Annotated in this window: 11 protein-coding genes; 6 read left to right on the top strand and 5 right to left on the bottom strand. The window is 68.5% G+C overall.

Features of this window, described 5'->3' with window-relative positions; genetic code table 11:
• Positions 1–33 precede the first annotated feature (33 nt).
• Together G3I54_RS04750 and G3I54_RS04755 are read right to left on the bottom strand one after the other, a co-directional pair.
• The gene (locus tag G3I54_RS04750; RefSeq protein WP_164611407.1) at positions 34–1,311 is read right to left on the bottom strand and encodes a hypothetical protein; all 1,278 of its coding nucleotides are present in this window, start codon (positions 1,309–1,311) and stop codon (positions 34–36) included.
• Positions 1,312–1,363: 52 nt separating this feature from the next.
• Positions 1,364–1,774 carry a transcriptional repressor gene (locus G3I54_RS04755; RefSeq protein ID WP_164611409.1) on the bottom strand — a complete coding sequence of 137 codons (411 nt, stop codon included), beginning with the start codon at positions 1,772–1,774 and terminating at the stop codon, positions 1,364–1,366.
• A 393-nt stretch (positions 1,775–2,167) separates the two neighbouring features.
• Between G3I54_RS04755 and katG the strand changes: the two genes are divergently transcribed.
• The gene (gene katG, locus G3I54_RS04760) at positions 2,168–4,423 is read left to right on the top strand and encodes a catalase/peroxidase HPI (protein WP_164611410.1); all 2,256 of its coding nucleotides are present in this window, start codon (positions 2,168–2,170) and stop codon (positions 4,421–4,423) included.
• Positions 4,424–4,519: 96 nt separating this feature from the next.
• Here katG and G3I54_RS04765 read toward each other — a convergent pair whose 3' ends face one another.
• Together G3I54_RS04765 and G3I54_RS04775 are read right to left on the bottom strand one after the other, a co-directional pair.
• Positions 4,520–5,515, bottom strand: coding sequence for an NAD-dependent epimerase/dehydratase family protein (locus tag G3I54_RS04765; RefSeq protein WP_343240270.1), 996 nt, complete (start codon positions 5,513–5,515; stop codon positions 4,520–4,522).
• A 1,155-nt stretch (positions 5,516–6,670) separates the two neighbouring features.
• On the bottom strand, positions 6,671–7,759 hold the full coding sequence (locus tag G3I54_RS04775) for a helix-turn-helix transcriptional regulator (RefSeq protein WP_164611412.1): 1,089 nt from the start codon (positions 7,757–7,759) through the stop codon (positions 6,671–6,673).
• A 684-nt stretch (positions 7,760–8,443) separates the two neighbouring features.
• Here G3I54_RS04775 and G3I54_RS04780 point away from each other — a divergent pair.
• From G3I54_RS04780 to G3I54_RS40110, 5 genes are read left to right on the top strand one after another with little or no spacing between them, the layout of a single operon-like run.
• Complete coding sequence (locus tag G3I54_RS04780) at positions 8,444–9,418, top strand: ATP-binding cassette domain-containing protein (protein ID WP_203685506.1); 975 nt, start codon at positions 8,444–8,446, stop codon at positions 9,416–9,418.
• On the top strand, positions 9,415–10,227 hold the full coding sequence (locus G3I54_RS04785; RefSeq protein WP_164611417.1) for an ABC-2 family transporter protein: 813 nt from the start codon (positions 9,415–9,417) through the stop codon (positions 10,225–10,227). The genes G3I54_RS04780 and G3I54_RS04785 overlap by 4 nt, the downstream gene beginning before the upstream one ends.
• A 5-nt stretch (positions 10,228–10,232) precedes the next feature.
• Positions 10,233–11,021 carry an ABC-2 family transporter protein gene (locus tag G3I54_RS04790; protein ID WP_164611419.1) on the top strand — a complete coding sequence of 263 codons (789 nt, stop codon included), beginning with the start codon at positions 10,233–10,235 and terminating at the stop codon, positions 11,019–11,021.
• A 42-nt stretch (positions 11,022–11,063) separates the two neighbouring features.
• On the top strand, positions 11,064–12,179 hold the full coding sequence (gene vioD / locus G3I54_RS04795) for a capreomycidine synthase (RefSeq protein WP_164611422.1): 1,116 nt from the start codon (positions 11,064–11,066) through the stop codon (positions 12,177–12,179).
• 11 nt (positions 12,180–12,190) lie between these two features.
• Positions 12,191–12,919 carry a response regulator transcription factor gene (locus G3I54_RS40110; protein ID WP_164611424.1) on the top strand — a complete coding sequence of 243 codons (729 nt, stop codon included), beginning with the start codon at positions 12,191–12,193 and terminating at the stop codon, positions 12,917–12,919.
• Positions 12,920–12,944: 25 nt separating this feature from the next.
• On the opposite strand, the gene G3I54_RS04805 is transcribed toward G3I54_RS40110, so the two are convergent.
• Complete coding sequence (locus G3I54_RS04805; RefSeq protein ID WP_164611426.1) at positions 12,945–13,946, bottom strand: hypothetical protein; 1,002 nt, start codon at positions 13,944–13,946, stop codon at positions 12,945–12,947.
• Between the last annotated feature and the right edge of the window lie 4 nt (positions 13,947–13,950).

The raw sequence follows: 13,950 nt of genomic DNA on the forward strand, positions 1-13,950 counted from the left end.
TCCCACCCGGCGGCGGACAGGGGCGAGCGCCCGTCAGAAGTCCTCGGCGTACAGCCTCCTCGTCCCGTCCAGGCGGTCGCGGAGGTGGGCGATCGCCTGCTCCGGCTCCCCCGCGCGCACCAGGCGCTCCGCCTCCGCGATCGCGCGACCCACGGTGCCGTACGGGATCAGCTCCGCGGCGGGCGCGCTCCAGGAGGAGGGTCCGGCTTCCGGCTGTCCGGAGCGGTCGCGCGGTTCGAGGATCCGGGCGCGGGCGAGGGCCAGTTCGTCCGGGTGGCCGTCGTGCCGGGTGTAGTAGTCGTCCACGTACGCTAGGGCGTCCGCTGCTCGGCCGGCCTCGACGAAGAGACGGCAGAGCAGATGGATGATCCAGTCGGCGTGCCCGCCGGGTGTCTCCGCGACACGGCGCAGTATCTCCGTCGCCTCGTCGTGGCGGCCGTGCCGTGCGAGGAGTTCGGCCAGTTCGCAGGCCGCGTGGGGGTCTCCCTCGTCGGTGTACCCCCTCAGCAGAGCGACCGCTTCCTCGGTTCGGTCCTGTTCCTCCAGGAGGCGGGCGAGCGCGCCGCGGGCGTATTCGTCCACGTCCTCGGCGAGACACGCGCGCAGCTCCGCTTCGCGTCCGTGCCGGGCCAGGAGAGCGGCGAGTTGCTCGGCGTGGTCGGCGAACACGATGCCGTCGACACTGACGTGGTTCCTGAGCAGTGCGGCGGCCTCGTCGACACGGCCCTGTCGTTCCAGGAGTGTGGCGTGCAGGGGGACGGTGTCCCAGTCGTCGGTCGTCCTCGGCTCGAACGGGGTCGTCGCACCCACGCCGACGGGTGGGAGCAGGGCTGCGATCTCCGCGTCCCTGCCGTGGTCCGCGGTGAGTTCCACCAGCACCTCGGCGAGGGAACTGTCGGCGGTCCGGGGGCCGAGCAGTGCGACGACCTGGTCGATGTGGCCCTGCCGGGCGAGCAGGGGCGCGAACTCGCGCACGGCCTCCCGATGACCGGATGCGGCGTGCGGGCGCAGCAGATCGGCGGCTTCGTCGACCCGGCCCCGGGCTGCGAGCAGTCGGCATACGGCGCGGACGGCCGTCCACCACCCGGTGGAGGCGAACGGCTCCAGGAGCGCCAGCGCCTCGGCCAGCCCGTCGGGGTCGCTGCCGGCGACGGCGGCTTCGGCGAGTACTTGGGCGCAGAACCAGTCTCCGCGTGCCGCGGCTTCGCGGAGCACGCCGTCATGGCCGTGCTCGTGGAGGGCCGTGGCCACGGCGGGCGGTATCCAACCGTCGTACGTGCGGTGGCGGTGGTCCAGGTCGGCTGCGTCCATGATCATGGATTCTAGGCGGCCGGGAACGAACCCGCCCGAGGCGCCGTCGCGCTCAGGCGCAGGCCGGGCACAAGCCGCGGTAGGTGATGTCCACCGAGCCGACGGCGAAGCCGAACCGCTCGGCCTCGGGAAGGTCGCCGATGGCGTTGCCGGAGGGGTGGACGTCGCGGACCGTGCCGCAGCCGGAGCACACCAGGTGCTGGTGGGGGCGGCGCGCGTTCGGGTCGTAGCGCTTGGCGCGGCCCACGGTGGAGACCTCCAGCACCTCGCCGAGCGCGACGAGCTCGCCCAGCGTGTTGTAGACGGTCGCGCGGGAGATCTCGGGCAGTCGCGCGGCGGCCCGCAGATGCACCTCGTCCGCTGTCAGGTGCACATGGTCGCCGTCGAGGACCTCCGCGACGACACGCCGCTGCGAGGTCAATCGCCAGCCACGGGTCCGCAGCCGCTGAAGGAGGTCACTCATCTCGTCTCACCTGCTCCGGTTCGCGGGGGCGTGCGGCCCTCGGAAGATCCGACAGATCCGACGACACGCGCCCTGGCCATTATAGTTTTAGCGCACTTCTTGACTTGGACGAAGTCCATCGTAGGATCGATCCCGGCGACATCCAAGAGACAGGAAGACTCCGGTACGGCAGCAGAGACACGCGGCGGGACTCCGCCGGTCGACCGCGCAGCGCCGCCAGCCGGCCAGGCGCCGTCCTCGCCACACCGCCCGGGACCGTCCGGTCCGGTGGTCCGTGAGGCGTTCGGGCGACCTGCGGCGAGACCCCGGCACACAGCGTGCCCCTTCTGCACGGCCCGAATCCTCCTCCCCCGTTCAGCGCCCCACGACCCGCCGGGTCCGGAAGGATTGCTCATGACCGAGAACCACGAGTCGCACGTCTTCGACCCCGTCACCCCGGATTCGCCCGAGACGGCCGTCCCCGAGGTGCCCGAGGCGCAGGCGGCCGGCTGCCCCGTGGCCCACGGCCGCGCGCCGCACCCCACGCAGGGCGGCGGGAACCGCCAGTGGTGGCCGGACCGCCTCAACCTGAAGATCCTCGCCAAGAACCCCGCCGTGGCGAACCCGCTCGGTGCGGACTTCGACTACGCGGCCGCGTTCGAGGCGCTCGACCTGCCCGCGGTGAAGCGGGACATCGCCGAGGTGCTCACCACCTCGCAGGACTGGTGGCCGGCCGACTTCGGCAACTACGGACCGCTGATGATCCGGATGGCCTGGCACAGCGCCGGCACGTACCGCATCAGCGACGGCCGCGGTGGCGCGGGCGCCGGTCAGCAGCGCTTCGCCCCGCTGAACAGCTGGCCGGACAACGGCAACCTGGACAAGGCCCGCCGACTGCTGTGGCCGGTCAAGAAGAAGTACGGCCAGGCGCTGTCCTGGGCCGACCTGCTGATCCTCACCGGCAACGTCGCCCTGGAGACCATGGGCTTCAAGACCTTCGGCTTCGCCGGTGGCCGCGAGGACGTCTGGGAGTCGGAGGAGGACGTCTACTGGGGCCCGGAGACCACCTGGCTCGACGACGAGCGCTACACGGGCGACCGTGAGCTGGAGAACCCGCTCGGCGCGGTCCAGATGGGCCTGATCTACGTCAACCCCGAGGGCCCCAACGGCAACCCGGACCCGGTCGCGGCCGCCCGCGACATCCGTGAGACCTTCCGCCGGATGGCGATGAACGACGAGGAGACCGTCGCCCTCATCGCCGGTGGCCACACCTTCGGCAAGACGCACGGCGCGGGTCCGGCCGAGAGCGTCGGCGCGGACCCGGAGGGCGCCCCGCTGGAGGAGCAGGGCCTCGGCTGGCGCAGCTCGTACAAGTCGGGCAAGGGCGGGGACGCCATCACCAGTGGTCTGGAGGTGACCTGGACCAGCACGCCGACCAGGTGGGGCAACGAGTTCTTCCACAACCTCTTCGCCTACGAGTACGAGCTGACCGAGTCTCCGGCCGGTGCGAAGCAGTGGGTCGCCAAGGACGCCGAGGCGACCATCCCGGACGCGCACGACGCGTCGAAGAAGCACAGGCCGCAGATGCTCACCACCGACCTGTCGCTGCGCTTCGACCCGGCCTACGAGCAGATCTCGCGCCGCTTCCAGCAGAACCCGGACGAGTTCGCGGACGCCTTCGCCCGCGCCTGGTACAAGCTGACGCACCGTGACATGGGCCCGATCCAGCGCTACCTGGGCTCCGAGGTGCCCTCCGAGGTGCTGCTGTGGCAGGACCCGCTGCCCGCGCGCACCGGTGAGCTGCTGGACGCCGCGGACATCGCCGCGCTCAAGGAGCAGGTGCTCGCCACGGACCTGACGGTGGCGCAGCTGGTCTCGGCCGCCTGGGCCTCGGCCTCTTCCTTCCGCGGCAGCGACAAGCGCGGCGGCGCCAACGGCGCCCGGGTCCGTCTGGAGCCGCAGCGCGGCTGGGAGGCGAACGACCCGGACGAGCTGGCCCAGGTCCTGCGTGCCCTGGAAGGCATCCAGGAGTCCTTCAACGCCAAGGGCGGCAAGCAGGTCTCGCTGGCCGACCTGATCGTCCTCGCGGGCAACGCGGCCGTCGAGCAAGCGGCCGAGGACGCCGGCGTCGAGGTGCAGGTGCCGTTCTCCCCGGGCCGGGTCGACGCCACCCAGGACCAGACGGACGTCGAGTCCTTCGCCGCCCTGGAGCCCGCCTACGACGGCTTCCGCAACTACGTCGGCAAGGCCGCCCGTCTGCCCGCCGAGTACCTGCTTCTCGACCGGGCGAACCTGCTGACGCTGAGCGCTCCGGAGACCACCGTTCTGGTCGGCGGTCTGCGGGTGCTGGGCGCCAACACCGGCGGCTCGAAGCGCGGGGTGCTCACCGACCGCCCGGGCACGCTGACCAACGACTTCTTCGTGAACCTGCTCGACCTGGGCATCACCTGGAAGTCGACGTCGTCGGCGCAGGACGAGTTCGAGGCCCGGGACGCGTCCGGCAAGGTCAAGTGGACCGGTACCCGCGCCGACCTGGTCTTCGGCTCCAACTCCGAGCTCCGTGCCCTCGCCGAGGTGTACGCGAGCGACGACGCGCGGCAGAAGTTCGTGACGGACTTCGTCGCCGCCTGGGCCAAGGTCATGGACCTCGACCGCTTCGACCTGGTCTGACGACCGTGCCCGAGCCGTATCGGCTCGACCGGTAACGCTGTGGGGCCGGTGCGTACGCGCACCGGCCCCACAGCCGTCCGTGCGCCCGCACTCCGCTCAGGCGAGGTCGTGGACGGCCGGCTTCCCGGCGAGCTGCGCCGCGACGACCGGTCGCTGCCGGTCGAACCAGGCCACGGTGCGCGCCAGCCCGTCGTGCAGGGCGGTCCTCGGCTGCCAGCCGAGGAGTTCACCGGCGAGGGTGAGATCGGGGCGGCGTCGTCTCGGATCGTCCTCGGGCAGGCGCCGGTGTTCGATGACCGGGGGCTCCCCGCCCGCGGCCCGCGCGATCTCCGTCGCCAGTTGGAGAACGGTCCGCTCCTCGGCGCCGCCGAGGTTGACCGGACCGGGGGCCGAACTCCGGGCCAGCGCGAGCAGACCGTCCACCAGGTCGTCCACGTAGCACAGGGTCCGGGTCTGCAGTCCGGAGCCGTAGACCGTCAACGGCTCCCCGGCGAGGGCCTGCCGTGCGAAGTTGGGGATGATGCGGCCGTCGTCGGTACGCATGCGGGGGCCGTACGTGTTGAAGATCCTGGCGATTCCGGTGTTCAGCCCGCGGCTGCGGCGGTAGGCCATGGTCAGCGCTTCGGCGTACCGCTTCGCCTCGTCGTAGACGGACCGTTCTCCGACCGGGTTGACGTTCCCCCAGTACGACTCCCGCTGCGGATGCTCGGCCGGGTCGCCGTACACCTCCGAGGTCGACGCGAGGACGAACCGGGCGCCCCAGGCCTGTGCCGCCTCCAGGGCGTGTTCGGTGCCCACGGAACCGGCTCGCAACGTCTCCAGGGGCGCTGTGAGGTAGTCCGCCGGGGACGCGCGGGACGCGAGATGGAACACCATGTCGACCGGCCCGGACGTCTTAATGGGCTGCTCCACGTCGCCCTCGACGAAGGAGAATCCCCGTCGGGCCGTCAGCTCCGCGATGTTCTCCAGCCGTCCCGTGCTGAGATTGTCGACGCAGACGACCTGAATTCCCTCTCTCAGGAGAAGTTCGCAGAGATGGGAGCCGACGAATCCGGCCCCGCCCGTCACCAGTGCTCGCCCGGCTGAACGCACCCAAGACTCCCCTCAATGCCCGAACTTCGACCTTCGACATTCGACCTGATCTTCGACCTCGCGGAATCAATAAATCGGATCCTTGCCAGGAAGGTGTTCTCTGTCAATCACGGCGCAACTAGTTGCCACCGGAACGAAATAGGCAACAAGTTGCCATGGTTTTCGCATTGCACACCCGACCCGCCCCGCATAAATTTCGCAATCCTGACAGGACCGTCTCCCGTGAGGATTTCCGCATGCATGCCGAACGTCACCAGGACCCGTCCCTCGTCGCCGTGCACGTCAACTGGACCGGCCCGCACCGCAAGGGCTGGCGACGTGTCGGGCTCGGGTTCCGGGAGAAGATCCAGCAGCCCTACGAGCTTCCGGCGGAGGAGATCGTCACCACCGTGCACAGCGTCCTGTCGTGGCGGGCCCACCACGGCACGATCCACCTCCTCACGGACGATCTCGGCCGCTCCTACGCCGAGGAACAGCGCCTCGCCGGTCTGTACGACCGGGTCGACACCTCTCTGAACGCACTGGACTCCGCCGGAATCGACCCGATCCTCTACCCGACGGCCGGCAAGATGTTCGCGGCGACGCTGCACTCCGCCCCCTTCGCCGTCATCGACACCGATCTCTACCTCCGTAAGCCACTGGATCTGGGCGGGCGCCATGGCTTCGGCTTCGCCCATTGGGAAACGGTGGACAACGTCGTCTATCCCGACCCGGCGACCCTTCCCGCACCCGAAGGCGTCGATCTCTCCGACTGGAAGTTCGACACCCTGGCCGCGAACATGGCCATATCCCTTTTCTTCGACGACCTTCATCGCGCGGAGTACGCGCGAACTGCAGTCGCTTTCATGAAGGGAAATTCGGCCCCTTATGACGGCCTGTCCATGGCACGTGCCCTGTTCGCCGAGCAGCGCATCGCGCCGGCCGTCGCCCAGGCGCGCGGTATCGAACTCCGGCCGGTCACCGACCGCCTCTGGAAGACCGACGAAGGCCTCTGGGACGGCCCTTCGTACGCCGCCGACTTCCATCACACCTGGCATCAGAAGCATCTCCTGCGGCAATTCCCGGAGTTGTGCGCCGCCTACCTGCGCTACCTGCTGGAAGACCTGCTGTGGCGGTTCCCGGACGCCTTCGAGCTCCTGCTCGGGATCCCGGCCCTCACGCCGCACCACTCTCTGATCCGAGCCACTCGTCACGATCTCCTCGAACACGGCCCGACGACCCAATGGCCGGCAGCAGCCCCCGGGAGCACGCCTCGAAACCGGCCTGGAAGCGGCTGTCGGCACCCAGATCCTGCATGATCTCGGAGATGTGACGCCGGCAGGTCCGCACGGAGAGACCGAGCCGGCGCGCGACGGCTTCGTCCTTGGCGCCGCCGGCCAGGAGCTGGAGGATTCTCTGCCGGAGATGGCCGGCCACCTGGGCGCGGTCCGTTCCGGGCGCCGGCAACGGGGCCCCCTGCGCCCAGGCCGTGCGGCACACGCCGGCGAGCAGGGCGATGATCAGGGGCTGGTGGATCACCAGCGTCGTCGTGCGGCCGGGGAGGGCGGAGCCGTCCGGGGACCGGCCCGGCACCGACACGAGGCAGCAGTCGTCGTCGAAGACGATCACCTGAGCCGGCAGGTCGACGGCGGTACGGAGATCGGCCCCCGCCCCGTTGAGGTGCTCCATCAGTGTGGGCGTGGGCGCGCAGGAGCGAACACCGTGCTGGAGAGCGCCGCGCAGCCGCACCCCGCGCGCCATGGCCTCGGTGAGCAGCGTCGCCGCCGTGTCCCGGAAGGGCCAGGGCTGTTGGTCGTCGGGGTGCAGGACGTACAGGCGTCTGCGGCAGGCCGCGAGTTTCTCGGAGAACAGGGTCGCCAATTTCGCGGGATCGTCGATGATGTCGATGTGCTGGTGGGAACGCGCTCCGGTGACGGTCTGGTGGACCGGTATCAAGGACTGCAACTGGGTGCGCAGTTGCTCGGCCACCACCGCGCTGCGGCGCGCTTCGTCCTCCAGCGGGACGACGAGCCGCACCATGGCCAGCCGCGGTTCCACGGCGCGCCAGGAGTCGGGCCGGCCCGGTTCCTTCTCGACGACGCACAGTTCGGTGAGCAAGCGGTATATCGCGTTCACCCGTTCGGGCTGGATACCGAATCGCCGGCAGAGATAGCGATCATCGCGCCTGCCGTATTCCAGTAGATGCTCATAGGCTGCAATTGCCAGCGTGTCCAACTGGATGGGTCTTCCGGCGGTCTGCAACATTTTACCCTCCGGCCCTGAATCCTCGCACGACATTTCATGGAGGCATCGAATTCATTCGATGTCGCCAGTCGGTCTGGCTTGTCATCGATGCCAGCATTGTCCGGTTTTAGGCTTGACGCCCCGTTCACCGTCGAGATCGTAAGTCGGGGAGATCTCCGACTGCAATACCCCGCTGAAAGTCCCCGCAAGTAGCCTCAGCCACCTCCCCGTGGACGCCTTCGGCGCGGTCCGCGACCGGAATAAACCCCCTATGACGACCTGGCAGGATGTTGCCTGGCAGCTTTTCCTTCTGACCCAGGAGGTGCGCCTCGGAAAACCGGCCGCCGGGCAGCCGCGACCGGCGGACGTATGGCAATGAGGACGGCGGATCAGACCTGCCGCAATGGCGGAACGACACCTTCCGGGCCTTCCGCTCCCCTCCTCGGCGCAACTCGGATCACCTATTACCACCTGCGGAAACAGTGAGGCCGTACGGCATCGGCATGGGCTCTCCCGGCGCTCGCCCGGCTCGGTGATCAGAAGGTTCGAACCGAGCCGCCCGGGTCCGCGGGGCCGCTTTCACCGCGCCTCCGACTGCCTCTCGGAACCCACTCCCGGACGGGATTGCGAGCCGTTCCGCAAAGGTTTTCAGAGGCAGTCTCCTCTGCTACGGTTCAGCCCGTGATCATAGCCGACGACTTGTCCATGGAATTTCGCAAATACCATCGTAAGTCGGGACTGCGCGGAGCACTGACCAATCTGTTCAGCCGGGAGTACGAAACGTTGCGCGCTGTGGATGGCGTTTCGTTTCACATTCCGGCCGGGTCGAGGACCGCGTATATCGGAGCCAATGGCGCCGGCAAGTCCACCACCATCAAACTACTCACCGGCATCATGACCCCTTCCTCCGGGCGATGCCTCGTCAACGGAATAGAGCCGTACCGCGACCGGCGTACCGCCGCACAGGCGATGGGCGTGGTATTCGGACAGCGTTCCCAGCTGTGGTGGGACCTGTCCGTGGCGGATTCGTTCAAAATCCTCCAGAGGATCTACGAGATCCCGGCCCCGGTCTTCGAGCGGAACATGAAGATCTACCGGGAGATGCTGGACATCGACGCCCTCGGCGGCACACCGGTCCGGATGCTGAGCCTCGGTCAGCGCATGCGCGCCGAGGTCGCGGCCTCCCTGCTGCACGACCCGAAGGTGATCTTCTGGGACGAGCCGACCATCGGTCTCGACATCGTGGTGAAGGACGCGGTGCGGGCCCTGGTGAACCGGGCCAACACCGAACTGGGCACCACCGTGCTGCTCACCAGCCACGACATCGGTGACATCAACTCCATCTGCGACCAGGTCCTGGTGGTGGACAAGGGCCGGGTCATCCACCAGGGCACCATCGCCGGCCTGCTGGCCACCGCCGACCGACGCTCCGTGCTGTTCAGCCACAACGGTGCGCAGACGCTTCAGGAGACCGCCCGCGAGGTCGCCGCGATGCTGCCCAAGGCCACGCCCACCGTGACCGACGACCTCCGTATCCGTATCGACTACCCGGCCGACGAGCTGACCTCCCGCGAGGTACTGGCCTGCCTGCTGGAACGGTTCGAGGTCACCGACTGCTACGCGCCGGAGCCCGATCTGCAGTCGGTGATCCAGGAGATCTACCTGCGGAGGCGGGTATGACGAGTGGAACGCTGCGCCGCTACGTCCCGTTCGCCACGAGCAGCCTGCAGGCCTCCATGCAGTACCGCGCCGATCTCCTCGTCTCGCTGCTGACGACCTCCGTGAGTACGGCGGTGGTGGTCTTCCTGTGGCGCGCGGTGATCACCCAGCATCCGGACGGCGCGCTGGGCGGATTCAGCGTCGCCGGCATCACCACCTATCTGCTGGCCGCCCAGCTGCTCACCCTGATGCACAACAGCAAGGCGGGCGAGGACACCTCGCAGGAGATCGTGGGCGGCGACATCGCCGTATCGCTGGTACGGCCGGTGAGCTATCCGGTCTCCCGGGTCTTCATGGCGCTGCCGACGGCCCTCACCAACCTCGTGCTGGTCGGGCTTCCCCTGGTGGCGATCTTCGCTCTGCTGTTCCCGATGAGCGCCCCGTCGCCCCTGGGCCTCGGCCTGTTCGTGCTGGCGGCGGTTCCGTCGGTCGTCATCGCCTTCTCCGTGCAGCTCCTGGTCGGCATGTCCGCGCTGATCACCACGAACACCTGGGGGGTGGGCATGGTGGTCAACAGCCTCATCGTCTTCCTCTCCGGCGCGCTCGTCCCGCTGGACCTGCTGCCCCGGCCGATCGAGGCGATCGCCTCCTTCCTGCCCTTCCAGAGCATGGTGTACGGGCCGGTCCAGCTGCTCCTGGAGCGGTACGACGGGTTCGGGGAGGCGGCGCAGATCATGCTGCGGCAAGGGGTGTGGGCCGTGGTCATGGTTCTGGTGAGCGCCTTCGTGTGGCGTACGGCCCTGCGCAGGATCGAGGTGCTCGGAGGATGAGGGTGATGAAGGTTCTGCGGCTGACCTGGTTCATGTGCGGCGTGTCGCTGCACCGGCTGGCGGAGTACCGCGGCGACTTCGTTCTGGGGGCCTTCGGCTTCCTGGTGATGTTCGGCGTCCAGGCGGCTCTGGTCGGCGCCCTCTTCTCGCTCGTTCCCACGATCGGCGGCTGGGGTTTCGCACAGGTGCTGTTCCTGCTCGGCTTCGCGATGCTGCCGCGCGGGCTGGACAAGATGTTCTCGGACAACATCTGGCTCGTCAGCGCGTTCGAGATCCGCGGCGGCGAGTTCTACCGGTACCTGATCCGTCCGGTGAACCCGCTGCTGATGGTGCTGTCCGAACGGCTGGTGTGGCCCGACGCGTTCGGCGAACTGCTCGTCGGGCTGGCGCTGGTGATCTACGCGAGCAGCCAGCTGAACTTCGCCGTACCGACCTGGGAAGCACTCATCGTGGGCGCGGTGCTGGTGGTGTGCGGTGCGCTGATCCATTTCGCGGTCAAGCTGCTGCTCGCGTCGCTGGCGTTCTGGACGACACGGAGCTTCTCGACGATGCGGGCCGTGACCGAGCTGTCGATGTTCTCCGGCTACCCGCTGGATCTCTACCATCCGGCGCTGCGGGCGATGCTCACCTGGATGGTGCCGTTCGCGTTCACCGCCTACTTCCCGGCCACATATCTGCTGTTCGGTGAGACGGGCCTGGTGATGCTGACGCCGCTCATCGCCCTGGTGTCGGTCGCACTGGCGCTGACCGTGTGGCGGATGGGGCTGCGCCGCTACGAGGCGACCGGAAGCTAGGCATGTCCGCACGGTCCACCTACGGAAGGAATGTCAATGAGAGTGGGACGGGCACCGCTTGAGGACTGGATGCGCGAGTTCTACTTCGCGACCACGATCGACCTGGGCAACAGCGGCGTTCAGTGCTGGCCGGTCGGCGAGTTCATGAGACTGCTGGACATCCCCCAGGAGGAGGTGAACCGGCTGACCTTCGACGACAGCGAGACCTACGGAAGCCCGGGACTGCGCGCCGCGCTGGCCGGCAGATTCACCGGCGGAGACGTCGACCGGGTGTTCACCACGCATGGTTCGAGCGAGGCGATCTTCCTGGCCGTGAGCTCGCTCCTGGAACCCGGGGACGAGATCGTGGTCGTCAGTCCCGGGTACCACTCGCTCAGTTCGGTCGCCGCCTCGATGGGGTGCCGGACCGTGCCGTGGCGGCTCAGGGAGGAGGACGGCTTCGTTCCCGATCTCGACGCACTGCGTTCGCTGATCAGCGGCCGTACCCGGATGGTCGCCGTCAACTTCCCGCACAACCCGACCGGTGCGAGCCTGACGCTTTCCCAGTACGACGAGTTCCTCGACATCGTGGCGGAGAGCGGCGCCTACCTCCTGTGGGACGGCGCGCTCACCGAGCTGACCCATGGGTCGAAGCCACTGCCGGAACCTTCGCTGCGCTACGACCGCTGCCTTTCGACCGGAACCATGTCCAAGGCGTACGGCCTTCCCGGCACCCGGGTGGGCTGGTGCCTGGCCGCCCCCGAACTGCTGGAGACGTTCCTGCCGTTGCGCGACGTACTCACCATCTGCCTGTCACCTCTTACGCAGTTCTTCGCGCAGCACGCGATCGAGCAGGCCGACTTCCTGGTGGAGGCGCGGCTCCAGCAGGCCCGGACGAACCTCGGCATCCTGGAGGAGTGGACGGCCGAGCACCCGGAACTGATCGACTGGGTCGCGCCGCTCGGCGGCTGCACGGTCTTCCCCCGGTTCACCGGCGTACCCGACGCCGACGAGCTCTGCCGCGAGCTGGGCCGGGACGGATCGGTTCTCCTCGTTCCCGGGTCCTGCTTCGAGCACCCGGACCGGGTGCGGCTCGGTTTCGGCGGGGCGACCGGCGATTTCCGTACCGGCCTGGACAGGATCTTCAGGACCCTGGAGAAGACGGGTGCGACGTCGTGACCCGGGCCACGGTGTCCGCGAGAGGAGCGGAGCCGCCGTCCGTGGAGCCGGACGCCGACGGCGAGTCGATCCGGGTGGTCGTGCTGGAGCGGGACCCGCTGCTGAGGGCGGGGCTGCGGTCGCTGCTGCGGCCGGACCCGCGGATCGACGTCGTCGCCGACCTCGCCTCCCGGTGGGAGAACGCGGCCTCGCTGCCCGTGGCCGAGCCGGATCTGCTGCTGATGAGCGGCGGGTGGCTGCGCGAGGATCTGTCGGCGTCGGGGAACACCCCGTCGGACAGGGGCTTCTGGCACCGGCTGCCGACGGTGGTGGTCCTGGACGTCGCGGACTGGTCGACGCTGAGCCGTGCCGTGTCGACGAAGCGGGTACGCGGCTTCGTCGACCGGGACACCAGTCAGCAGGATCTCCGGACGGCCGTGCTCGAAGCCGCGGCCGGCCGGACCTTCCTGTCGTCCACCGTCGCGGAGTCGGTGGTGGAGTGGATGGCGACCAGGATGAATCGTGAGCCGGCCTCCCCCACTCCTGTCGAGACGGTTCTCACCGGACGTGAGATGGAGATATTCGAGGCGATGGGCCAGGGCGTCACCAACACGGTGATCGCCCGGCAATTGGGGATACGGGAGACGACCGTGCGCAGCCACGTCTACCGCATCCTCACCAAACTGAATCTGCGTACGCGTACCGAAGCCGCCCTCGCCGCCTACAAGTACGCCGACCGGGTCTCGACGCGCATCGGCTGATCGCCGGTCGTCGGCCGATCCACGGTCATCGCCGGGCGCCCAGCCGGGCCACCGCCTGTTCGAGCAGGCGTCGTTCCGTGCTCCGCATGTGGCCGAGCTGTTCGATCTCCGCCCCGCCGAACTCGGACGCCCTGCCCGTGGCCTCCCGGAAGAACATCTTGTTGCGGAGCCGGAGCGCCTGCTTCTCCAGGCCGCGGGCCTCGTCGGCGAGGGCGGCGAAGTCGCCGTCGAGCAGCTCCGCCATGCGCTCCGTGCGGAGGGTCATCAGCCGCTTGTGCTCCCACAGGATGTGGAGGTACCGGATGTCGCCCTCGGTGTTTCCCTCGGCGTAGTCCGTGAGGTAGCTCTGCAACGGTGGGTAGCAGTCGATGCCGTAGGAGCGTTTCCAGGGTTCCCGGAACATGTCGAACTGCTCGGACACGTTCGCCCCGTCGAGGTACTCCTCGAAGGAGCGCCGCACCAGCCGGAAGTTGAACGGGTACTCCGCGTCCTGCTTGGGGCGGTAGAGGTAGACCTGCGGGCAGTCGTTGGGGATGGTGTCCAGGCTCCGGTAGCCCTGTCCGAACTCCTCGAAGGTGAGGTCGGACCGGCGCATGACGTCGTCCTTGGTGTAGCCGAAGGACGTGAAGAGCGAACGGTCGTCGTCCGCACCGCAGATGAGCAGATCGTGCGAACCGTGCCGGACCTGGTGGCCGGGGCGGCTCGGAATGAAGTAGTCGTCGAGGTTCAGATAGACGTAGTAGCCGGCGTGGACGGCCGCCCGGCAGAACGCGACCGGGTCGGTCCCCGACTCCCCCAGCCAGGCACGGGTGTTGCGGATGACGTCCAGCCAGGGGCTGATGGCGTAGTCGTACAGGTAGAAGCAGAAGGGCACCGATGTCCCGGGGTCCGGGTCGTGGGCGAGATGGATGTAGTTGCTGAGTATCCAGTCCTTCGCCCGTTCGACGGTGCCGGCGACAGCCAGCGGGAACGCGTAGAAGTGGTAGCCGCCTGCCAGCGGTTCCACGACGGGCAGTTGCGTCCTCATCGGC

The sequence above is a fragment of the Streptomyces sp. SID14515 genome (assembly GCF_010548505.1).
GTDB classification, from domain to species: domain Bacteria; phylum Actinomycetota; class Actinomycetes; order Streptomycetales; family Streptomycetaceae; genus Streptomyces; species Streptomyces caviscabies.

Coding starts and splice junctions, on each gene's coding strand:
- G3I54_RS04785 (WP_164611417.1), top strand. CDS start 9,415: ATGACGAGTGGAACGCTGCGCCGCTACGTCCCGTTCGCCACGAGCAGC.
- G3I54_RS04780 (WP_203685506.1), top strand. CDS start 8,444: ATGGAATTTCGCAAATACCATCGTAAGTCGGGACTGCGCGGAGCACTG.
- katG (WP_164611410.1), top strand. CDS start 2,168: ATGACCGAGAACCACGAGTCGCACGTCTTCGACCCCGTCACCCCGGAT.
- G3I54_RS04775 (WP_164611412.1), bottom strand. CDS start 7,759: ATGTTGCAGACCGCCGGAAGACCCATCCAGTTGGACACGCTGGCAATT.
- G3I54_RS04750 (WP_164611407.1), bottom strand. CDS start 1,311: ATGGACGCAGCCGACCTGGACCACCGCCACCGCACGTACGACGGTTGG.
- G3I54_RS04755 (WP_164611409.1), bottom strand. CDS start 1,774: ATGAGTGACCTCCTTCAGCGGCTGCGGACCCGTGGCTGGCGATTGACC.
- G3I54_RS04805 (WP_164611426.1), bottom strand. CDS start 13,946: ATGAGGACGCAACTGCCCGTCGTGGAACCGCTGGCAGGCGGCTACCAC.
- G3I54_RS04790 (WP_164611419.1), top strand. CDS start 10,233: ATGAAGGTTCTGCGGCTGACCTGGTTCATGTGCGGCGTGTCGCTGCAC.